The sequence below is a fragment of the Streptomyces sp. NPDC059740 genome (assembly GCF_042733155.1).
Taxonomy (GTDB): Bacteria; Actinomycetota; Actinomycetes; order Streptomycetales; family Streptomycetaceae; genus Streptomyces.
On the sequence record NZ_JBHWGP010000034.1, the window covers coordinates 35134 to 56508 of the forward strand.

The window sequence follows — 21375 nt, forward strand, 5'->3', positions numbered from 1 at the left end:
CGCATCCTTCCCCAACTCGCACCCGACCGTGCCTCTTTGACGCAAGAATCGGAACCGGACCTCGCGGCGCACCGCGGCCGCGGGAGCCACGCGCCCACCCGGGACCCGCCGGCGCGGCCCCGTGGCACGCGTACGGCCCCGGGGGCAGTATCCGACAGCGGCGGCCCACCGCCCGTCATCTTCCCGCCCCGGGGCCCGTCGTGCCGCCGTTGCGGTGAACCGCCCGCCGCGGCCCGCGTCAACCGTGCGCCCGTCCCCTCGCCCGCCCAGGGGGCGCGCGGGCACGCCGCACGCGGCCGGTGCGGGTTCGCGCCGCTCGCACGGGCCGGATGCCCTCACAGAACGCGCACAACCACCTGCGGATGACCCGCCGCCGCCCAGGGAAGGGAGCCATCCGGTCGCACCGCCGCGACACGCGCAGTAGGGTGCGGTGATCGTTGACACGGGGTGAAGGGAAGGCGGTGTACGGGTGAGTTCGGGCGGGCTGGAGTTGCCCCCGGGTGAGGAGGACCAGGAGGTCCCCGAGGGCGGCCCCCTCGACACACCGCCGGGTGCGGTGTCCGTCGCACGGCCGATGGAGATCGGCACCGAGCTGGACTGGGACGCGGCAGCCTGGAGTGAGGTGCGCACCCGCGTCCGCCGGGCCGGCCGCGCCTACATCTGGCTGAACCTCGTCGAGCAGCGCATGCGGGCCCTGGTCGCCGCGGTGCTGCGACCGATCTACGAGCCGGTGCACGGCGACGACTGGGTCGTGGCGGCGGCCGGCCACACCGGGCAGGAGTGGGTGCAGCGGGCGGTGGCGGTGCGCGAGGTCAGTCGCCGCAAGGGCTACCTGCTGGACCCCGCCGACGACAACATCGTCAGCTTCCTGACGCTGCCGCAGCTGCGCGAGCTGATGGTGCAGCACTGGCCGTGCTTCGAGCCCTACGTCGAGGACCGCCGCGACGTGGAGCTGGCGCTGGACGAGCTGGAGGTGGCGCGCAACGTCGTCTCCCGCAACCGGGCGCTCTCCGAGACGGTGCTGGCCCAGGCCGAACGCGCCTCCGCCCGGCTGCTGGCCCTGCTCGGCGCCGGGGGCGGCGGCCGGGGGACGGGCCGGCTGCCGGGCGACGCCGTCGAGGACCTCGTCGGCGACCGCTACGCCGACGTCGTCGGGGTCCACCCCGACCGGGTGCGCCTCCAGCGCCAGCTCCCCGCCGAGGACCTCTTCGGCGGCGCGCGCCGGCTCGACGCCGTGGGCATAGGACTGAACCTGCTGGTGCAGAACTACTCGGGCCGCCGACTGGTGCGGCTGGCCGAGTCCGGCTGCCGGGTGCGCCTGCTCTTCCTCAACCCGGCCTCCAGCGCGGTACGCCGCCGTGAGCGGGAACTGGGGCTGCGCAAGAGCGAGCTGAGCCGGTCGGTGGAGATGAACATCCGCCACATGCGCAGGGTCCGTGCCGGACTGCGCGACCCCGGCGCCTTCGAGATCCAGGTCTTCGACGAGACCCCCCGGTTCACCGCCTACCTGGTGGACGGCGACGGGCCCGACGGCCTCGCCGTCGTCCAGTCCTACCTGCGGCGCAGCCGCGGCATCGAGTCCCCGGTGCTGGTGCTGCGCGGCAGCCGGCGGGAGGTCGTCACCGGACCCGGCGACCAGGAGAGCGGTCTGTTCCAGACCTACCGGGAGGAGTTCGAGCAGGTCTGGGCCGACGCCCGCCCGGTCTCCTGAGGACCCCGGGGGACGGCCCCGCCGTCCCCCGGCCCGGGAGTTGCGCGCGGATCAGCCGGGTGGCCGTGGCGCGCGGACGCCTCAGTCCACCAGAGCCTGCTGCACCAGCCCCCGCAGGACGGAGCGCAGCGGCAGCGTCCCCGCGGGCAGCAGCTGGGTGAGGAAGAGCACCGTGATCTCCTCCACCGGGTCGACCCAGAACAGCGTGGAGGCCGCCCCGCCCCAGGCGAACTCGCCGGCCGAACCCAGCCCCCGCAGCGCCGCCGGGTCCTGCACCACCGAGAAGCCCAGCCCGAAGCCGTGCGCCTCGGGCGAGGCCTCGGCGAACAGCGGACGGCCGAAACTGCCCAGGTCGGCGCCGCCCGGCAGGTGGTTGCGGGCCATGTAGTCCACCGTCCGCGACCCCAGCAGGCGCACCCCGTCGAGTTGGCCCCGGCCCAGCAGCATGCGGGTGAAACGGTCGTAGTCGGCCGCGGTGCCCACCAGCCCGCCGCCGCCGGAGAGGTGGTGCGGCGGACGGTTCGCCACCCGCCCCATGCCCGGCAGGAGCTGCGCGCGGCCGTCCGGCCCGGCCCCGTACAGCGTGGCCAGCCGCTCGGCCCGGTCCTCCGGGACGTGGAAGTCGGTCTCGTGCATGCCCAGCGGCTGGAGGATCCGGGTGCGCAGGAAGTCGTCGAGCCGCATGCCGGAGACGACCTCCACCACCCGGCCCAGCACGTCGGTGGCCACCGAGTAGTTCCACTCCGCACCCGGCTGGAAGAGCAGCGGGATGCGGGCCCACGCCTCGCAGCTGTCCGCCAGGTCGAAGCCCTTGGGGTGCGCCCACTCGAACCCCGCCGCGCGGTACATCTCGTCGACCGGGTGCGCGCGGTGGAAGCCGTAGGTCAGGCCCGCGGTGTGGGTCAGCAGGTGCCACACGGTGACCGGTTCGGCCGCCGGGACGGTGCGGGGCCGCGTCGCGTTGCCGCCGTCGAACACCTGCACCTCGGCGAAGGCGGGTATGTAGTCGCTGACCGGATCGGTGAGGGCGAGGCGCCCCTCCTCGTACAGCATCATCGCTGCGACGCTGGTCACCGGCTTGGTCATGGAGTACAGGCGCCACAGTGTGTCGACACCCACCGGCGCGCCCGCCTCGACGTCCCGGTGGCCGTACGTCGACAGGTGCACCGTCCGCCCTGCCCGGCCGACCGCCACCAGCCACCCCGGCAGTTGCCCCGCGTCCACCCAGGCCTTCAGACGGGTGTCGATCCGGGTCAGCCGCTCCGGGTCGAAACCCAGCTCCGCGGCCTCCGCGTCCACCCCGAACTCCGTCACGTCCACTCGCCTCCTGGAAACGTCCGGCGGCGGCCCTCGCCACCGCCCGAAGACCAGCACGCCGACGCGGCCCGGGGCAAGACCCGATCGGCGCCGGCGGGTGGGGGAGCGGGCCGCGGACTCAGAACGGGTACCAGCGCACCGCCGCGTCCCCCTCGCGCAGCGAGGCCACCCGCCGCCGGAACTCGGCCGCTGCCGCCGGGTTGCCCGGCGCGTGCTGGGCGACCCAGGCGCAGCTCGCCGTCTCCCGCGCACCGCGCAGCACCGCGCAGCCCGCCCAGTCCCGCACGTCCCAGCCGTAGACCTCGACGAACGCGGCGTACTCCGCCTCCGGCAGGCCGTAGCGGTCCCGGCTGAGCGCCATCACCACCAGGTCGTGCTCGCGCAGGTCGTCGGCGAAGGTCTCCAGGTCCACCAGGACCGGGCCGTCGGGGCCGACGTGCACGTTGCGGGTGAGCGCGTCACCGTGGACGGGCCCCGGCGGCAGGTGCGGTTCGAGCGCGGTCGCGGCGGCGGCGTAGGCGTCCCGGCGGCCCCGCAGGTACTCGGCGTCCGCCGCCGAAACCGCGTCCCCCGCCAGTCGCAGCCAGCGCTCCACCCCGCCCAGCAGGTCGCGCCGCGGCAACGAGGGCCCGGGCGGCGGCTTGGGCAGCGCGTGGACGCGGCGCAGCAACCCGGCGAGGTCCGCGGGCGCCGCGGGGCGCACCGCCTCCGGCAGCCGCTGCCAGTAGGTCACCGGGTGGCCGTCCACCAGCACCGCCTCCGGTTCCGCGGCCCGCACCGCCGGCACGCCCTCCTGCTCCAGCCAGGCCGCCACCGCCACCTCCCGGCGGGCACGCGGCAGCAACTCCGCGTCCCGCCCCACCCGCACCACCGGACCGGACTCGCCCACCGCGAACACGGCGTTCTCGCCCAGCGCCAGCAGCCGTGCGTCGGCGGCGACGTCGGGGCGCCCCGCGACGGCCAGCACGGCACGGGCCCGCGCCTCGGTGAAGGGGGTGGTCTGCGCCTCGCTCATGGTGGAAGCCGCTCCTCGGTGACAGGTTTCGACGGTGCTGCCGCGGCTGCCGGCACCGGCACCCAAGGCCCGGTCGCGCCGGCAGCCGGGAACAGTCTCCCACCGGGCGCGGGGCACTTGCGGCGGCGGCCGGGAACACACGGCCTACCCGACAATGCGGCCATCCCGGACACCGGCCGTCGCGGCGCTTGACGGGAGTCGCCCAGGTCACGACGATGACGGCGGCTGTTCGGCAGCCGACGGGGGCGCGCGGCCCCCTCGCGGGCACCTGCCCCGGGCCGCGCGGAGAAAAGGGGAGTGGAGTTGAGCCTCGCGACCGCGACGGGCCGGCCGCCCGGCCAGGGCCGCCGGCCCGAAGGGGGCGGGCGGTCCACGGGGACCTGGTTCCTGGTGCTGCCCGCCGTCCTGCCCATCCTGGTGCTGAGCGTCGGACCGCTGCTCTACGGCATGTCACTGGCGTTCACCGACGCCCAGTCCGGCCGCACCGCGCCCACCCACTTCGTCGGCGTACTCAACTTCGCCGACCTGCTGCACGACTCCCTGTTCTGGGAGTCCTTCCGCATCGGCATGGTGTGGGCCGTGGGCGTCACCGTCCCGCAGTTCCTGCTCTCCCTGGGCCTCGCGCTGCTCCTGACCCAACGGCTGCGGCTGCGCTGGCTGGTCCGCGTCCTGGCGATCGTGCCGTGGGCGATGCCGGAGGTCGTCGTCGGCGTGATGTGGCGGCTGGTCTACCACCCCGACGCCGGGGTGCTCAACGAGACGCTGCGCCGCCTGGGCCTCAGCCACCTCCTGGGACTGGAGGACGGCCGGGACTGGCTGAGCGGACTGGGCACCGCGCTGCCCGCCGTCATCGTGGTGGGCGTGTGGGCCGGCATGCCGCAGACCACGGTGGCGCTCCTGGCCGGCCTGCAGAACGTCCCCGGTGAGCTGCGAGAGGCCGCCACCGTGGACGGCGCCGGAGCCTGGCGGCGCTTCACCACCGTCACCTGGCCCGCGGTGCGCCCGGTGGCCCTGGCCATCACCGCCCTCAACTTCATCTGGAACGCCAACTCCTTCGCGCTGGTCTACGTCCTCACCGACGGCGGTCCCGGCGGCCGTACCCGGCTGCCGATGCTCTTCGCCTACGAGGAGGCGTTCCGCTACGGCCAGTTCGGCTATGCCGCCGCCATGGGCATGGTCCTGGTCGCCGTCGTCGCGGTCCTGCTCGGCGTGTTCCTCGCCGCCCGGCTGCGTGGCGACCGGACCTACCGGGTGGAGGAGCGGTGACGACCACCCCGGCCTGCGAGCCCCTCACCCCTGCAGCGCACCCCCCGCCCGCCGGCGCCCCCGCCCGCCGCCGCCCCCGGCGGCCCGCCCGCCGGGCCGCCGGACGCGCCGGCCAGTACCTGGCGCTGCTGGCCTACACGGCCTTCCTCGCCTTCCCGTTCCTGTGGCTGGTCTCCACGGCCTTCAAGCCGCCCCGCGAACTGGCGCGGCTGCACCCCACCTGGATCCCCGACCACCCCACGCTGGACAACTTCCGGCAGGCCCTGCGGGAGCAGCCGCTGCTGAGGTCGGCCGGCAACAGCCTGCTGACCGCCGCGGCCTGCGCGGTGGTGGCGGTGGTGATCGCCACGCCGCTGGCGTACGTGCTGGCACGCCGCCGCACCCGGCTGACCCGCGCCGCCTCGGCCTGGGTGGTGGTCAGCCAGGCGTTCCCGCTGGTCGTCCTGATCATCCCGCTGTTCCTGCTGCTGAAGTCCTGGGGCCTGGTCGACTCCCGGGCCGGGCTGGTCATGGTCTACGTGGTGTGGTCCCTGCCGTTCGCGCTGTGGATGCTGACCGGTTACGTCCGCGCGGTGCCGCGGGAGCTGGAGGAGGCGGCGGCCGTGGACGGCGCGGGCCGCCTGCGCGTACTGGTCTCGGTCATCGCGCCGCTCCTGGCCCCCGGCATCGTCGCCACCACGCTCTTCGCCTTCCTCACCGCCTGGAACGAGTTCTTCTTCGCCCTCGTCCTCCTCAAGTCCCCGGACGAGCAGACCCTCCCGGTGGTGCTCACCCACTTCATCGGCGCCGGCGGCACCCCCGACCTCGGCCCGCTGGCCGCCGCGGCCCTGCTGGCCACCCTCCCCGCTCTGGTGCTCTTCGCCGTCATCCAGCGCCGGATCACCGACGGCATGCTCGCGGGGGCGGTGAAGGCGTGAGGGGCACGGACACCGACCGCGAGACCGGCGGCCAGGACGGCACGACGGGCGGCGGCACCACCACCGCGGCGGCTCCCGCCACTGCCCCCGCCCCCTCCCGCCGCACCGTCCTGGCCGCCGCCGCCCTCCCCGCCGCGGGGCTGCTGGCCGGCTGCTCCGGCACCGGCCGGCAGCGTGGCGCCAGGGGCGCGGTCACCCTGCGGTTCCAGTCGCTGGCCTGGCAGCAGGAGTCGGTCGAGGCCAACAAACGGCTCGTCCAGGAGTGGAACGCACGCCACCGCACGGTCCGGGTCGAGTACGTCCAGGGCTCCTGGGACACCGTCCACGACCAGCTGCTGACCGCCTTCGAGGGCGGCGAGGCACCCGACGTCATCCACGACGCCTCCGACGACCTTGCCGACTTCGCCTACGGCGGCTACCTCGCCGACCTGACCGACCTGCGCTCGGACCGGCTGCGCGCCGACATCCCCGAGGCGAGCTGGCGGACCGGCACCTTCGCCGGCCGGGTCCACGGCGTGCCCTTCCTCCAGGAACCCCGCGTCCTGCTGGCCAACCGGGCCCTGCTGCACGCCGCCGGGGTCGACGAGCCGACGCCCGCACACCCGTGGAGCTGGCCGGAGTTCGAGGCCGCGACCCGGCGGCTGACCGGGCACGGGCGCCACGGCATGGCCTGGCCGCTCAAGGAGCCGGTCTCCCTCACCCTCAACCTCGCCCTGTCCACCGGCGGACGCGTCTTCTACGCCGGCGAGGGCGGCGACTGGCAGGTGCGGTTCGACTCCGCCGACTCCCAGGTGGCCCGAGTGGTCCACGACCAGATCACCGTGGACCGCACCGCCTCGCGCACCGCGCTGGGGATGAGCGGCTCGGACACCCTGCCCGCGTTCTTCGCCGGCCGCTACGCCATGGTGCCGCTGGGCTTCTCCTACCGCCAGCAGATCGTCCAGCAGGCCCCGAAGGACTTCGACTGGACAGTGCTGCCCTCCCCGGCGGGGTCCGGCCCCGGCCAGGGCGTCAGCCCGCAGACCCTCTCGGTCGCCGAGACCTGCCGCCACAAGGAGGCGGCGATGGAGTTCGTCGACTTCCTCCTCTCCCCGCCGAGCATGGTCCGCCTCGCGCTGGGCGACTGGATGCTGCCCACCGGCACCACCGCGCTGCGCGACCCGCGCCTGCACACCTCCCGGTACCACTGGGCGACGGGCACCGCCCTGGCACCGACGCTGCACGCGGCACCGGCCCAGGCGGTGCGCGGCTACGCCGAGTGGAAGGACAAGGTCGCCACCCCGGGCCTCCAGGAGTACTACAGCGGCGCCGTGGGCCTCGGCGAGCTGCGGCGCCGCCTCGTCGAGGACGGGAACCGGGTGCTGGCCAGGTACCAGCGGTGAAGGGGCGGCCCGGGCGCCGGTACGGTAAAGCGGTTGCGGGTGCGGTCCGGCGTCGGTGAGGATGACGGCATGTGCTTCTCCTCCAGCGCGCAGGGCGCTGCGGGCCCGGTGGTCTTCGACCGCTCCGGCCGCACCCTGCCCGCCCGTCGGCTCCGAGCGGTCACCCCCGTCTCCACCCCGGTGACCGCCGCCGCGTAGTTCCCGCCCTCCTCCTCGGACCGGGCCCCGCCACGGGCGTCCGTACCGCCCCGTCGAGCGGCGCCCCCCGTCCCGGACCCCGGTGTCCGAGGCCGGTGGCGCAGCCCTTCGGTGTGCCGCACGCACCTCCACCCCTGACGCACCGTTGCCGAGGGGGTCGCGGACCGTGCCGTCCCTGAGGAGCGGTGCCCTGAGGACCCCGCGGTGAGCTGCTGTCGCCGGACGTGTGGGCGATACGTCCCCACCCTTCGACGAACTCGAAAGAAGCCACATGCCGACGCGCAAGCCTGCCCACATCGCGATGTTCAGCATCGCCGCACACGGTCACGTCAACCCGAGCCTGGAGGTGATCCGCGAGCTCGTCGCCCGCGGCCACCGCGTGACCTACGCCGTCCCGCCGGCCTTGGCCGACCTCGTCGCCGCCACCGGCGCCGAGGTGAAGGCCTGGCACTCCACCCTGCCCACCGGCGACCGGCCGGAGGAGTGGGGATCGGAGACCATCGACTACCTGGAGCTCTTCCTGGCCGACGCCGTGCAGGCGCTGCCGCAGCTCTCCGCCGCCTACCAGGACGACCGGCCCGACCTGGTCCTCGCCGACATCACCGCCTACCCGGCGCGGGTCCTCGCCCACCGCTGGCAGGTCCCCTTCCTCCAGCTCTCCCCCAACCTCGTGGCCTGGGAGGGCTACGAGGAGGAGGTCGGCAAACCCATGATGGACCCCATCCGGGCGACGGAACGGGGCGCCGCCTACTACGCCCGCTTCACGCAGTGGCTGTCGGACAACGGCCTGGAGATGGACCCCGACCACTTCTCCGGCCGCCCCGACCACAGCCTCGTCCTCATCCCCCGGGCGCTCCAGCCCCACGCCGACCGCGTCGACCCCGGCCGCTACACCTTCGTCGGGGCCTGCCAGGGGGACCGCAGCGCTCAGGGCACTTGGACGCGGCCCGCCGGCGCGGAGAAGGTCCTGCTGGTCTCGCTGGGCTCGACGTGGACCAGGCAGCCGGAGTTCTACCGGGCCTGCGTCGAGGCCTTCCGCGACCTGCCCGACTGGCACGTGGTCCTGCAGATCGGCCGCCACGTGCGCCCCGAGGAACTCGGGCAGGTACCCGCGCACTTCGAGGTGCGGTCCTGGGTGCCGCAGCTCGCCGTGCTCAAGGAGGCCGACGTGTTCGTCACCCACGCGGGGGCCGGCGGCAGCCAGGAGGGACTGGCCACCGCCACGCCCATGGTCGCCGTCCCGCAGGCCGTCGACCAGTTCGGCAACGCCGCGGTGCTCCAGGAACTCGGCGTCGCCCGGCACCTGCCCAAGGAGGAGGCCACGGCCGCCGCGCTGCGCGAGGCGGTGCTCGCGCTCGCCGGCGATCCCGAAGTGGCCGCCCGCGCCCGGGAACTGGCCGCTCAGGTGCAGTCCGAGGGCGGCACCCGCCGGGCGGCCGACCTGGTGGAACAGCGCCTGCCGCGCGTCTGACAAGGCCGGCCGGGGCGGACGAGGACCGCCCCGGCCGCGCCACCCCCGCCTATCCGGCCCGTGTACCGGCCGCTCGGGGACAGAAGGCCAAACAGATCACGAACCATGTCGTGAGGTGGCATTTAAGCGCCGGTAGCCGAAGCAGGCAGTGCCTACCGCCACGGCCCTGCCCGACCGGATGCCGAGCCGTTTCCCGCAACTGCGCGGCCGGGTACGCCCGGGGGCTTCCCGTCCGGCGGGCCGGGCGGGGGGTTCAGCGGTGGCTGGCGAGGAGCAGCGTCCACCAGGGGCCGCCGCTCCCGGTGCTGACCCCGACACCGGCGTCCCGGTAGGCGCAGGTCAACACGGTCGCCCGGTGCTCGGTGCTGGCCATCCAGACGCGCACCACGTCGCCGGCGCGGTCCTGTCCGCGCGCCACGTTCTCGCCCACCCGGTGCCACCGGTAGCCCGCCGCGGCCACCCGGCGGCCCGGTGCAGTGTGTTCGGGCCGGTTGTGGGAGAGGGAGTGGGCGCGGGCCATCGCCTTGCTGTGCCGCTGTGCGGCCCTGGCCAGCGTGGCGTCGACACGGACCGGGCCGCAGTGGGCGTGGGCCCGTTCCCGGTTGACCAGGCGGACGACCGTGGCCGGCGCCTCGCGCAGAGCGGTCCTGCGGTGCGCCGGTCGCCGGTGGGCCGCGGGCGGGTTGCGGTGGGCGGGCTGCCAGGGGGAGTGCCACAGCGGAGGCGACTGCGCCAGGTCGGGCAGCGGACGGAGGGTGAAGGACGGCGGGCTCAGGTGCCATCCGTCCGGCGGGCCCGGTTCGGACGCCGCCGGGAGAACCGAGGAGGCATCCCCGTGCGCCGCCGCCACGCTGCCGGCGCCGAGCAGCGTCCCCGCCGCCAGCAGGCACGCGGCGATGCGCCTCGCGGCCCCGGCTCTGCCTTGTCCGGTGCCCCTGGTGGCCGTCATGTCACCCTCCGCTCCCTGTCACGTCGACCTTCCCCGGGCGATTGCCTACCCGGGGGTGCGGCAACGGCGGCCGGTTGCCGCGGAGGCTCACCGGAAAGGGCCAACCGGTCCAGCCCGGACATCCAGGCCCGCGCTCCCCGGGCGCTGCGCGGGCGTCGGGCGGGTAAGCCGAGCAGAGGTCACGGGATCGTGCGTTCCTGTGCGTTTCCGACCCGAGCGGCGAGGCTCAGGCGCGCTGCGCGGGCGTCGGGCCCCGCCCCTCAGTTGCCACCGCCCTGCTTCCCGCCTCACCGATCCGGCGGGGTGGAGATCGGACTGGGCGATCAGCGGTGCGGTGCCCGCCGGTGACGGGAGGGGCGTGGGCGGTTGCCCGGACGGCCCCCTCACCCCCGGCATGCCGTCGCCACCGAAGCCGGAGCCTTCGGGGCGGCCGGCGCGGTGGCCGGGCCGGCCGGAGGCACCACCAGGGACAGCACCGCGGCGGCGGCGCAGGCCGCACCCAGGACCAGCCAGACCGGGCCGTAACTGCCCAGCGCGTCGCGGGCGGCGCCGCCGAGGAAGGAGGCCAGCGCGGCGCCGACCTGGTGCGCGGCGCCGGCCCAGCCGAACACCAGCGCGGCGTCCTCCCCGTAGAAGGCCCGGCACAGCGCGACGACCGGCGGCACGGTCGCCAGGTCGAGCAGACCGAAGAGGACCACGAAGGCCATCATGGGCGGGCCCACGGTGGCGGTCATGATCAGTGGCAGGCCGGCCAGCAGCAGGCCGCGCAGCACGAAGCAGACGGCCAGCAGCCGGCGGGCGTCCACGCGGTCGGTGAGCCAGCCGGAGAGGACCGTGCCGACCACGTTGAAGACGCCGATGGCCGCCAGCAGCGAGGAGGCGGTGGTGACCGGCATGCCGTGATCGTGGGCGGCCGGCGCGAAATGGGTCCACATGATGCCGTTGGTGGACGCCCCGCAGATGGCGAACGCCCCGGCGAGGAGCCAGAACGGCCCGGTGCGGGCGGCTGCGCGCAGGACGGCCACCGTGCGGCGGGCGGCGCCCGGCACCGGCGCCGGACGGGGGACGAAGACCTTGCTCCCGTAGGGGCGCCGGCCCAGGCCGGCGGGGTGGTCGTGCAGCGTGAGGGCGACCAGCGGTGTCACCGCCAGGGCGGCGAGGGCGAGGCTGACCAGCGCGGGCCGCCAGCCGTGGTGGTCGACCGTCCACGACAGGGCGGGCAGGAACACCATCTGCCCCAGGACGCTGCCGGCGGAGAGGACGCCGGTGACCAGGCCGCGGCGGTGGACGAACCAGCGCTGGGTGACGGTGGTGCCCAGCGTCATCGACAGGGAACCGGTGCCCAGACCGACCAGGAAGCCCCAGTAGAGCGTGAACTGCCAGGCGGCGTGCACGGTCGTGGTGAGAACCGCCCCCACGGCGACGGCACCCAGGGCCGCGAGGACGACCCGGCGTATGCCGAACCGGTCCATCAGCGCGGCGGCGTAGGGGGCCGTGAGGCCGTAGAGGACCATGTTGAGCGAGGAGGCCAGCCCGATCGAGCCGCGTGACCAGGTGAACTCCTGGCGCAGGGGGTTCTGGAGGATGCCGGGCGCGGTCGAGAAGGCTCCGGCGACGACGATCGCCAGCGCGGTGACGGCCGCCACCCACCAGGCGCGGTGCGGGGACTTCCACTTGAGACGAACGGTCGTGACGTGCATGTCCTCATCGTTGGGCGGGCGGTGCACCCGGACCACTGGCCGGACAGACAGGTAGTGAAAGAATCCGGCCATGACCGCAGTGAGTGACCAGTCCGTGCACCGGGTGGCGGTCCTGGTGCGCCCGGGCCTGCTCCCGATGGAACTCGGCATCGTGCACCGGCTGTTCGGAACCGCGGTGGACCCCCTGGGGCAGGCCCTGTACTCGGTGGTGACCTGCGCCCCCGAGCCCGGTGAGATCGCCACGGACGCGGACTTCACCGTCAGCGTCGCAGCGGGACCGGAGGCGTTGCAGGACGCGGACACGGTGGTCGTGCCCGCCGCCGTCGAGGACTACCGGCCCCAGCGGCGCGGGCGGTTGGACCCGTCGGTGCGCACCGCCCTGGAGCAGGTGCCGGCCGGGGCGCGGCTGGCGTCCATCTGCACCGGCTCGTTCGTGCTGGCGGCGGCCGGGCTGCTGGCGGGGCGGCGGGCGACGACGCACTGGAAGTCGTGTGCCGAACTCGCCGCGCTGTACCCGGAGATCGACGTCGACCCCGACGTGCTGTACACCGACGACCGACGGGTACTGACCTCGGCGGGGGTCGCCGCCGGGATCGACCTGTGCCTGCACATGATCCGCAGCGACCACGGCGCCGAGGTCGCGAACACCGTCGCCCGCAACACGGTCGTCCCACCGCACCGGGAGGGCGGACAGGCCCAGTACATACGACAGCCCGTGCCGGAGCCCGAGGGCAGTGCCACCGCCGCCGCCCGCGCCTGGGCGCTGGAGCACCTGGGGGAGGCCCTCACCCTGGCGGACCTGGCACGCCGAACCTCGACGAGCGTGCGCACGCTGACCCGCAGGTTCCGGCAGGAGACCGGGGTGTCCCCGATGCAGTGGCTGGCCCGGCAGCGTCTGGACTACGCCCGCCGCCTGCTGGAACGCACGGACGAGCCCGTGGACCAGGTCGCGGCCCGGGCCGGTTTCGGAACCGGGACCGCGATGCGTCAGCACTTCCGCGAGGTGCTGGGCGTCTCACCGCGCGCCTACCGCAACACCTTCCGGGGCGCGGAGTGAGACCGCGTGCAGGGCGTCGGGCCACCCGGAGCGGACGGGCCGCGGCCCTTGCCGGTGCCTACCGCACCGCCTGGGCGGCGAGCAGCGCGAGCACTCCGTCCACCGCCTCGTCGAACGGGGCGGGGGACTCCGCGGCACGCGCCAGGACGTAACCGCCCTGAAGGACGGCCACGACGGTCGAGGCGGTCGTCGCGGGGTCGAGCCGGCGGCTGAGCTCACCGCGCTCCACGCCCTGCCGCAAAACCTGGGCGATCCGCTCGCGCAACCAGCCGAAGGTCTCCTGGACGGGCCGGCGCAGCACCGGGTCAGCCATGACGTCCGGGTCCTGGGTCAGCCGCCCGACGGGACAGCCCCGCAGCACCTCCCGCTCGCGCCGCAGATAGGAGGTGATCCGCTGCACGGCCGTCCCCTCGGCGGCGAACTGGGCCTCCGCGGCGGCCCGCATCTCCTGGGCGGTGGCTTCCAGGGCGGCGAGGGCGAGGGCGGGCTTGCCCTCGAAGTGGTGGTACATGCTGCCCTGGCCGACCCCGGAACGCTGCTGGATGGCCTTGGGGCTGGTGCCGACGTACCCCCGCTCCCACAGGAGTTCCCGGGTGCTCTCGATCAGTCGCTGCGCGGTGTCCACAGCACAGAGCCTACATACCGGTAGGTACAGGGGTGAACTCCGGCGCGGGCCGGGACGGCGGGCCGGAGGCGTCACCTCTCGCCGACGCCTTTGGCAACCGCCCGGATCAGGCGCTCAGCCGCAGCTCGGGCGCCGCCCACGCCTCGTCGTACCGCAACCCCACCAGGCGCGCCAGCTCCGGGCTCGGACCCAGGACCTCGGCCAGGAGGTCGGCGCCGGCCTCCCGGGCGCCGGCGGCGATGCGGTCGGGCAGCCGGCCCGGCGCCAGAACATAGGGGGCGACGACCACGCGCCGCACCCCCGAAGCCCGCAACCCGCGCACGGCCTCAGCCGTGCGCGGGAGGGACGCGGAGGCGAACGCGGGTCGCACGGCGCACCATCTGGAGGTACGCCGCCACTCCCGCGCGGTGTGGGCGATCGCCGCGATCGCCTCCGGGTCTGAGGAGCCCGCCGAGGCCAGCACGACCCCGGTCGAGGCATGGTCGCCGGGGTGCAGCCCGGCCTCGTGCAGCCGCCGCTCCAGGCCCGCCGTCAGCAGCGGCGACGGGCCCAGGACGTCGGCCATCCGCACCGACAGCCGCGGCAGCCGCGCCCCGGCGCGTCCCAGCACGGCGGGGATGTCGGTCTTGGCGTGGAAGGCGCGGGTCAGCAGCAGCGGCAGCGCCACCACCTCCCGGACGCCCTCGGCGGCAAGCCGCTCCAGCAGCCGCTCCACACCCGGCGTCTGGAAGTCGAGGTAGCACGGCTCCACCCGCAGGCCCGGACGGTCGGCCCGGACCCGCTCGCACAGGGCGGTGACGGTCGCCGCGTGCCGCGGGTCACGGCTGCCGTGGGCGATGACCACGAGGGTGGGGGAGGAAGGAGGGTGCATGGCGGGTCCTGTGGGTTCCTTGACCGGTCCTGGCTCAGCGAGCCGTGGCGAGCAGGCCGCGGCCACGCAGCACCCGGCGTTCGACGGGGGCGAAGACCAGCAGCTCGATGCCGACGCCGACGACGAGGATCAGCACGATCGCCGCCAGCACCAGGGACATGTCGGAGTTGACCCGGCCCTGGTCCAGCAGCTGTCCGAGCCCGGCGCCCAGGTCGGGCGAGGTGGCGATCAGCTCGGCGGCCATCAGCGACCGCCAGGAGAACGCCCAGCCCTGCTTCAGGCCGGCCAGGTACCCCGGCAGCGCGGCCGGCAGCAGCACGTGCCGCACCCCCGACAGGCCCGTCGCCCCCAGGGTACGTCCGGCGCGCAGGAACAGCGGCGGCACCTGGTCCACCCCCGAGACCAGCCCGTTGGCGATGGAGGGCACCGCCCCGAGCAGCACCACGGCGTAGATCGTGGCGTCGGTGATGCCGAACCAGATGATGGCGGCCGGTACCCAGGCCACCGAGGGCAGCGACTGCAACCCCGACAGGATCGGCCCGATGGCCGCCCGCACCGGCCGCACCCGCGCCACCAGCAGCCCCAGCGGCGTGCCGATGACCAGGGCGACGGCGAAGCCCAGGGCGCCGCGCGAGACGCTCTGCCACACGTAGGAGAGCAGCGTGCCCTCCAGCCACTTCTCCTGCAGCGCCCGCCCCACGTCGGCGGGGCCGGGAAGCTGGTAGTGCGGCTTGACCTGGAAGTGGTAGGCCGCCTGCCAGCACGCCAGGACGATCGCCACGGCGATCAGCGGCGGCAGCGCCTTCGCGGCCAGCGTGCGCAGCAGCGGGGCGCGCTGCGGGACGGCGGACTCCAGCGCGTCGAGCCCGGCGTTCAGGCCCTCCGTGTCGGCCGCCCCGGGGCCGGCCCCGGCGCCCTGCCGGGTCTTCTTCTCCGTGCTGACCGGTGCCCGGGCGCTCTCGCCGCCGGCCGGTGCGGTCCCCTCCGCCTCGGCGGGGGTGACCGGCGTGTCAGTGCTGGCCATGGCGGCGGATCTCCCCTCGGAGCTGCTCGGTGATCTCGACGGACAGTTCGGCGACCGCGGTGTCCTCGATGCGGCGCGGCTGCGGCAGGTCCACCGTCCACTCCCGGGCGACGCGCCCCGGGCGGGAGGACATCAGCACCACGCGCTGTCCCAGCCGCACCGCCTCGCGCACGTTGTGGGTGACGAAGAGGACGGACAGGCCCGTCTCGGCCCACACCCGGGTCAGCTCGTCGTGGAGCACGTCCCGCGTGATGGCGTCGAGCGCGGCGAACGGCTCGTCCATCAGCAGCACACCGCTGTCCTGCGCCAGCGCCCTGGCCATGGCCACCCGCTGGCGCATGCCGCCGGAGAGCTCGTGGACCCGCTTGCCGTGGGCCCCCTTCAGCCGTACCAGCTCCAGCAGCCGCTCGGCCTCCGCGCGCCGCTCACCTCGGGGCACGCCCCGCATGCGCAGGGCCAGTTCGATGTTCTTGCCCGCCGTCAGCCAGGGGAAGAGGGCGTGCTCCTGGAACATCAGCGCCGGCCGGCTGCCGGGCACCTCGATGGTCCCGGACGTCGGCCGGTCCAGACCGGCCACCAGGTTCAGCAGCGTGGACTTCCCGCAGCCGGAGGCGCCCAGGAGGCACACGAACTCGCCCGGCGCCACGTCGACGCTGACGTCGTCGAGCACCTGGGTGAGGGCTCCGGCACGGCCGAACGACTTCGAGACGTGGTCGATGCGGGCGGCCGGGACGGTCGCGCCGTCCGTGCCAGTGGCGGCGGACGCGGGCTGCGGGGGCAGCGTGGTGGTCGTCATCGGTGTCACCTCCAGGGAACCGGACTCGTAAGGGGCCTCAAGGTCACTTGACGCCGAGACCGGCGTCGTCGACGGTCGGCCGGCCCTCGCTGCGCAGCACCCGGTTCAGCAGCGTCAGGTCGTAGATGCCGCTCAGCTTCGGCTTCTTCAGCAGGCCCGCCTTCACCGCGTGCTGCGCCTCCTCGCGCAGCGTCGCGGCGTACGGGTCGTCGCTGACGTCGACGGCGGCGAAGGCCGGGTCGAGCACGTTCTGCGGCAGCGCACTGCCGCCGTCCTGCTGGAGCTGGGAGTTGAGCGCCTTCTTCGCCTGGTCGGGATGGCTCCTGATGAAGGCGTTGGTGGCGACCGAGCCGCGCAGCACCGCCTCCACGACCTTCGGGTGCTCCTTGAGGAACTGCTGGCGGACGACGATGTTGGTGATGACGAACCTGCCGTCCTTCCACAGGTCCTTCTCGTTCAGCAGCCGCTTGCCGCCCTCGGCGACCAGCTTCGACGCGGTCGGCTCGGGCACCCAGGCGCCGTCCACCCCGCCCTGCTGGAACGTGGCCGGTATCTCCTTGTTGTCCTGCCGGAGCACCGACACCTCGCCCTTGCCGGTCTGGGCGTCGACCTTCCAGCCCTTCTCGGACAGGTAGTTCAGCAGCGCCACGTCCTGGGTGTTGCCGAGCTGCGGGGTGGCGATCCGCTTGCCCTTGAGGTCCTTCAGGCTGTGGATCTTCTTCGGGTCGACGACGAGCGACACGCCGCCGGAGGCCGAACCGCCGATGATGCGCAGGTTCCGGCCGCCGGCCTGGGTGTAGCCGTTGACGGCCGGGGAGGGGCCGAGCCAGCCGATGTCGATGGTGCCGGCGTTGAGCGCCTCGATCTCGGAGGGACCGGCGTTGAAGACGTACGGCTTGACCTTCGTGCCGCCCAGTTCCTTCTGGAACAGGCCCTCGTACTGGCCCACCAGCGGTGTGGCGTGGGTGACGTTGGCGAAGTAGCCGATGCGGACGGCGGAGAGACCGTCGGTCCTCGCGCCCCTGGCGGCGACCTTGGGCCGCTCCTGCTTCTTGGCCTGTGAGCCGTAGCCGCAGGCGCCGAGGGCACCGGCCAGGAGGGGCACGGCCAGTACGGCGGCCAGCAGACGGGTGGGTGCAGCGGACACGGGAGGGGGTCCTCTCGCAGGGCCGGACACCGCGCTCACGCGGGCCGGACGGCTGGGTGGCGCCGCCCGGTGGACTACCGGGCGGGACGTGCGGGGGTGGTACGGGGTGCGGTGGGGTGTGCCGGGAAGCGCACACATCGCCCCACCCCGCCCTGTCCGCTGCCGAGCCGCCCGCTGCCGATGCGGCCGCCCTCCTTGGCGAAGGTGGCGAAGACGTCCAGGGCACGCGTGAGGTGCACCGGGCACCGCGCCGCACGCAGCCGTGCGGTCGGCGCACCGGTGTGCGCGCTCGTGACGTCCCGGGCAGCCATGGCTAGAAGTCCCAGCCGTCCTCGTCGTCGGCGCCGGTGCCGTGACCGGCGGCCGCGGTCGCCTGGGCGGCCTCCGCGAAGGCGTCGCCCGCCATGCCGGCGGTCAGCGTCAGACCGTCGGAGGGGTCGATGAGCAGGAAGGAGCCGGTGCGCCGGGAATCGGCGTAGGCGTCCACCGCCAGCGGCTCGGCGGTGCGCAGCACGACCCGCCCGATGTCGTTGGCCACCAGCTCACCGGGGGAGGGGTGCTGGGAGAGGTCGTCCAGCGTCAGCCGGGACGGGATCTCCTTGACGATGGCCTTGACGGTGCGCGTGGTGTGCTTCAGCAGCACCCGCGAGCCCACCTTGAGCGGCTGGTCCGCCACGTGGCAGACGGTCGCCCGCACGTCCTGGGTGGGCGTGGGCGCGGTGGCCGACTGGGCGATCAGGTCACCGCGGGAGACGTCCAGGTCGTCGGCGAGGCGGACCGTCACCGACTGGGGCGCCCACGCCACGTCCACGTCCTGGCCGAGCGCCTCGATGGCCTCGATGCGGCTGGTGCGGCCGGACGGCAGGACGGTGACCTCCTCGCCGACGCGCAGTACGCCGGAGGCGATCTGGCCCGCGTAGCCGCGGTAGTCGGGGAGTTCGGGGGTCTGCGGCCGGATGACGTACTGCACCGGGAAGCGGGCCGGGCAGTCGGTCAGGTCGTGGCTGACCGGGACCGTCTCCAGGTGCTCCAGCACGGTCGGTCCGCCGTACCAGCTCATGTTGGCCGAGGCCGTCACCACGTTGTCGCCGGCCAGCGCCGAGATGGGGATGGCGGTGATCTCCGGGACGCCCAGGGAGGCCGCGTAGGCGGTGAACTCCTCGGCGATGGCGGCGAAGACGGGCTCGGCGTAGTCGACGAGGTCCATCTTGTTGACGGCCAGCACCACGTGCGGGACGCGCAGCAGGGCGGCGACCGCGGCGTGCCGGCGGGTCTGCTCCACCACGCCGTTGCGTGCGTCGACCAGCACCACGGCCAGTTCGGCGGTGGAGGCGCCGGTGACCATGTTGCGGGTGTACTGCACGTGCCCGGGGGTGTCGGCGAGGATGAACCGCCGCCGGGGCGTGGCGAAGTAGCGGTACGCCACGTCGATGGTGATGCCCTGTTCACGCTCGGCCCGCAGGCCGTCGGTGAGCAGCGCCAGGTCCGGTGCCTCCTGGCCGCGGGCGGTGGAGGCGCGCTCGACGGCCTCCAACTGGTCGGTGAGGACGGACTTGGAGTCGTGCAGCAGGCGGCCCACCAGGGTGGACTTCCCGTCGTCCACCGACCCGGCCGTCGCGAAGCGCAGCAGCGAGGTCGCGGTCGCCTCGATCGCGGTCGTCGTCATGGTTAGAAGTACCCCTCGCGCTTGCGGTCCTCCATGGCGGCTTCCGACATCTTGTCGTCGGCCCGGGTGGCGCCGCGTTCGGTCAGCCGGGACGCCGCGATCTCCGTGATCACGGCCTCGATGGTGGCGGCGTCGGAGTCGACGGCGCCGGTGCAGGACATGTCGCCCACGGTGCGGTACCGCACCAGGCGCTTCTCCAGCTGCTCGCCGTCCTTCGGGCCGCCCCAGCCGCCGGGCGAGAGCCACATGCCGTTGCGCGCGAACACCTCGCGCTCGTGGGCGTAGTAGATGGCGGGCAGCTCGATGCCCTCACGCTCGATGTACTGCCAGACGTCCAGCTCGGTCCAGTTGGACAGCGGGAAGACGCGCACGTGCTCGCCGGGGGAGTGGCGGCCGTTGTAGAGCTGCCACAGCTCCGGGCGCTGCCGGCGCGGGTCCCAGCCGCCGAACTCGTCGCGCAGCGAGAACACCCGCTCCTTGGCGCGGGCCTTCTCCTCGTCGCGCCGGCCGCCGCCGAACACCGCGTCGAAGCGGTTGGCCTCGATGGCGTGGAGCAGCGGGACGGTCTGCAGCGGGTTGCGGGTGCCGTCGGGCCGCTCGCGCAGCTCGCCGCGGTCGATGAACTCCTGCACCGAGGCCACGTGCAGCCGCAGCCCGTGCTGCTCGACCGTGCGGTCGCGGTACTCCAGCACCTCGGGGAAGTTGTGGCCGGTGTCGACGTGGAGCAGCGAGAAGGGCACCGCCGCGGGGGCGAACGCCTTCAGCGCCAGGTGCAGCATGACGATGGAGTCCTTGCCGCCGGAGAACAGGATCACCGGGCGTTCGAACTCCCCCGCCACCTCGCGGAAGATGTGGACGGCCTCCGACTCCAGCGCGTCGAGGTGGGAGAGCGCGTAGGGGCTCTCGTCACCGGCACCGGAACCGGTCTCGTGCCGGGTGGCCGCGGTCGTCATGCCAGACCCCTCTCGTTCAGCAGCGTGTGCAGCGCCTGCACGGACTCCCCCACCGTCTGGGTGTGCGACTCGATCCGCAGGTCGGGCGAGTCGGGGACCTCGTACGGGTCGTCGACGCCGGTCAGCCCCGATATCTCGCCTGCCGCCTGCTTGGCGTACAGGCCCTTCACGTCCCGCTCGGAGCACACCTCGACCGGGGTGGCCACGTGGACCTCCAGGTAGCCGGTGCCCTCGCTCTGGTGACGCTTGCGCACCGCCTCGCGGCTGTCGGCGTACGGCGCGATCACCGGGACCAGCGCCAGCACGCCGTTGCTGGCGAGGAGTTCGGCGACGAAGCCGATGCGCTGGACGTTGGTGTCGCGGTCCTCGCGGGAGAAGCCGAGCCCGGCGGAGAGGAAGGTGCGGATCTCGTCGCCGTCCAGCACCTCCACTCTTCGCTCCGGCCGCTCGGCGCGCAGCCGCTCGGCGAGAGCGTGCGCAAGTGTGGTCTTTCCCGCGCTCGGCAGGCCGGTGAGCCACACGGTGGCGCCCGTCTCAATCGTCATCGTGGCCTCCCGGCCTTCCGGTTCGAAGGTCTGGCTCGCTCATGTGTGCAGGCCGCACTCGGTCTTCTCGGTCCCGGCCCACCGGCCGGCGCGGGCGTCCTCGCCGGCCAGGACGCGGCGGGTGCAGGGCGCGCAGCCCACCGAGGCGTACCCGTCGGTGAGCAGCGGGTTGGTGAGGACGCCGTGCTCGGCGACGTAGGACTCGACGTCCGCCTGCGTCCACCGCGCGATCGGGGCGATCTTCACCTTGCCGCGCCGCTCGTCCCAGCCGACGACCGCGGTGTTCGCGCGGCTCGGCGACTCGTCGCGGCGCAGGCCGGTGGCCCAGGCGTCGTAGCCGCGCAGGCCCTCCTCCAGCGGCGCCACCTTGCGCAGCGCGCAACACAGGTCGGGGTCGCGGTCGTGCAGCCTGGGGCCGTGCTCGGCGTCCTGCTCGGCGACGGTCTGCCGGGGCGTCAGGGTGAGGACGTTGACGTCCATCACGGCTGCCACCGCGTCACGCGTGCCGATGGTCTCCGGGAAGTGGTAGCCGGTGTCGAGGAAGACCACGTCCACGCCCGGCATCGCCCGCGAGGCCAGGTGCGCCACGACCGCGTCCTCCATGGAGGAGGTCACGCAGAACCGGTTGCCGAAGGTCTGCGCGGCCCACCGGAGGATCTCCAGCGGTGAGGCGTCCTCCAGCTCCCGGCCCGCACGCTCCGCCAGTTCGCGCAGTTCCTCGGGGGAGCGGCGCGGGACGTCGGCGGGGCGGGGCCGGTGCTCGCC

Annotated in this window: 21 protein-coding genes; 7 read left to right on the top strand and 14 right to left on the bottom strand. The window is 74.2% G+C overall.

Going from position 1 to position 21375, the window contains the following annotated elements:
* Positions 1 to 469 precede the first annotated feature (469 nt).
* The gene (locus tag ACFV3R_RS28085) at positions 470 to 1711 is read left to right on the top strand and encodes an SAV2148 family HEPN domain-containing protein (RefSeq protein ID WP_385588942.1); all 1242 of its coding nucleotides are present in this window, start codon (positions 470 to 472) and stop codon (positions 1709 to 1711) included.
* 81 nt (positions 1712 to 1792) lie between these two features.
* Here the strand turns inward: ACFV3R_RS28085 and ACFV3R_RS28090 are convergent, their stop codons facing one another.
* Positions 1793 to 3025: a serine hydrolase domain-containing protein gene (locus ACFV3R_RS28090; protein WP_385588944.1), complete on the bottom strand. Its 1233-nt coding sequence runs from the start codon at positions 3023 to 3025 to the stop codon at positions 1793 to 1795.
* A gap of 121 nt (positions 3026 to 3146) precedes the next feature.
* Positions 3147 to 4043, bottom strand: a complete 897-nt coding sequence (locus ACFV3R_RS28095) for an aminoglycoside phosphotransferase family protein (protein WP_385588946.1) — start codon at positions 4041 to 4043, stop codon at positions 3147 to 3149.
* A gap of 303 nt (positions 4044 to 4346) precedes the next feature.
* On the opposite strand from ACFV3R_RS28095, the gene ACFV3R_RS28100 reads away from it, so the two are divergent.
* The 5 genes from ACFV3R_RS28100 to mgt all read left to right on the top strand — a co-directional run bounded on the left by ACFV3R_RS28100 (position 4347) and on the right by mgt (position 9277).
* Complete coding sequence (locus ACFV3R_RS28100) at positions 4347 to 5309, top strand: carbohydrate ABC transporter permease (RefSeq protein WP_385588948.1); 963 nt, start codon at positions 4347 to 4349, stop codon at positions 5307 to 5309.
* Between the two features lie 119 nt (positions 5310 to 5428).
* The gene (locus tag ACFV3R_RS28105) at positions 5429 to 6226 is read left to right on the top strand and encodes a carbohydrate ABC transporter permease (protein WP_385589002.1); all 798 of its coding nucleotides are present in this window, start codon (positions 5429 to 5431) and stop codon (positions 6224 to 6226) included.
* A 110-nt stretch (positions 6227 to 6336) separates the two neighbouring features.
* On the top strand, positions 6337 to 7608 hold the full coding sequence (locus ACFV3R_RS28110) for an ABC transporter substrate-binding protein (protein ID WP_385589004.1): 1272 nt from the start codon (positions 6337 to 6339) through the stop codon (positions 7606 to 7608).
* Between the two features lie 69 nt (positions 7609 to 7677).
* Positions 7678 to 7806, top strand: coding sequence for a hypothetical protein (locus ACFV3R_RS28115; protein WP_385588950.1), 129 nt, complete (start codon positions 7678 to 7680; stop codon positions 7804 to 7806).
* 271 nt (positions 7807 to 8077) lie between these two features.
* Positions 8078 to 9277 carry a macrolide-inactivating glycosyltransferase gene (mgt, locus tag ACFV3R_RS28120; protein ID WP_385588952.1) on the top strand — a complete coding sequence of 400 codons (1200 nt, stop codon included), beginning with the start codon at positions 8078 to 8080 and terminating at the stop codon, positions 9275 to 9277.
* Between the two features lie 253 nt (positions 9278 to 9530).
* Here mgt and ACFV3R_RS28125 read toward each other — a convergent pair whose 3' ends face one another.
* Both ACFV3R_RS28125 and ACFV3R_RS28130 read right to left on the bottom strand, forming a co-directional pair.
* Complete coding sequence (locus ACFV3R_RS28125) at positions 9531 to 10226, bottom strand: CAP domain-containing protein (RefSeq protein WP_385588954.1); 696 nt, start codon at positions 10224 to 10226, stop codon at positions 9531 to 9533.
* A 383-nt stretch (positions 10227 to 10609) separates the two neighbouring features.
* Complete coding sequence (locus tag ACFV3R_RS28130; RefSeq protein ID WP_385588956.1) at positions 10610 to 11926, bottom strand: MFS transporter; 1317 nt, start codon at positions 11924 to 11926, stop codon at positions 10610 to 10612.
* A 70-nt stretch (positions 11927 to 11996) separates the two neighbouring features.
* Between ACFV3R_RS28130 and ACFV3R_RS28135 the strand changes: the two genes are divergently transcribed.
* On the top strand, positions 11997 to 12983 hold the full coding sequence (locus ACFV3R_RS28135) for a GlxA family transcriptional regulator (protein ID WP_385588958.1): 987 nt from the start codon (positions 11997 to 11999) through the stop codon (positions 12981 to 12983).
* A gap of 58 nt (positions 12984 to 13041) precedes the next feature.
* On the opposite strand, the gene ACFV3R_RS28140 is transcribed toward ACFV3R_RS28135, so the two are convergent.
* From ACFV3R_RS28140 to ACFV3R_RS28185, 10 genes are all read right to left on the bottom strand, one after another.
* Entirely contained in the window at positions 13042 to 13608 is a 567-nt protein-coding gene (locus tag ACFV3R_RS28140) for a TetR/AcrR family transcriptional regulator (RefSeq protein ID WP_385588960.1), read from the bottom strand.
* Positions 13609 to 13714: 106 nt separating this feature from the next.
* Positions 13715 to 14479 carry a sirohydrochlorin chelatase gene (locus tag ACFV3R_RS28145; protein ID WP_385588962.1) on the bottom strand — a complete coding sequence of 255 codons (765 nt, stop codon included), beginning with the start codon at positions 14477 to 14479 and terminating at the stop codon, positions 13715 to 13717.
* 34 nt (positions 14480 to 14513) lie between these two features.
* Complete coding sequence (locus ACFV3R_RS28150; RefSeq protein WP_385588964.1) at positions 14514 to 15503, bottom strand: ABC transporter permease; 990 nt, start codon at positions 15501 to 15503, stop codon at positions 14514 to 14516.
* Positions 15490 to 16299 (bottom strand): ABC transporter ATP-binding protein, encoded by an 810-nt coding sequence (locus ACFV3R_RS28155; RefSeq protein WP_385588966.1) that lies wholly within the window; start codon positions 16297 to 16299, stop codon positions 15490 to 15492. The genes ACFV3R_RS28150 and ACFV3R_RS28155 overlap by 14 nt, the downstream gene beginning before the upstream one ends.
* Before the next feature lie 43 nt (positions 16300 to 16342).
* Positions 16343 to 17446 carry an aliphatic sulfonate ABC transporter substrate-binding protein gene (locus tag ACFV3R_RS28160; protein ID WP_385588968.1) on the bottom strand — a complete coding sequence of 368 codons (1104 nt, stop codon included), beginning with the start codon at positions 17444 to 17446 and terminating at the stop codon, positions 16343 to 16345.
* Positions 17447 to 17520: 74 nt separating this feature from the next.
* Positions 17521 to 17757: a hypothetical protein gene (locus tag ACFV3R_RS28165; RefSeq protein WP_385589012.1), complete on the bottom strand. Its 237-nt coding sequence runs from the start codon at positions 17755 to 17757 to the stop codon at positions 17521 to 17523.
* 2 nt (positions 17758 to 17759) lie between these two features.
* The gene (locus tag ACFV3R_RS28170; RefSeq protein WP_385588970.1) at positions 17760 to 19112 is read right to left on the bottom strand and encodes a sulfate adenylyltransferase subunit 1; all 1353 of its coding nucleotides are present in this window, start codon (positions 19110 to 19112) and stop codon (positions 17760 to 17762) included.
* 2 nt (positions 19113 to 19114) lie between these two features.
* Positions 19115 to 20065, bottom strand: coding sequence for a sulfate adenylyltransferase subunit CysD (gene cysD, locus ACFV3R_RS28175; protein WP_385588972.1), 951 nt, complete (start codon positions 20063 to 20065; stop codon positions 19115 to 19117).
* Positions 20062 to 20610 carry an adenylyl-sulfate kinase gene (gene cysC, locus ACFV3R_RS28180; protein WP_385588974.1) on the bottom strand — a complete coding sequence of 183 codons (549 nt, stop codon included), beginning with the start codon at positions 20608 to 20610 and terminating at the stop codon, positions 20062 to 20064. The genes cysD and cysC overlap by 4 nt, the downstream gene beginning before the upstream one ends.
* Positions 20611 to 20649: 39 nt before the next feature.
* Positions 20650 to 21324 (bottom strand): phosphoadenylyl-sulfate reductase, encoded by a 675-nt coding sequence (locus ACFV3R_RS28185; RefSeq protein WP_385589006.1) that lies wholly within the window; start codon positions 21322 to 21324, stop codon positions 20650 to 20652.
* Positions 21325 to 21375 lie beyond the last annotated feature (51 nt).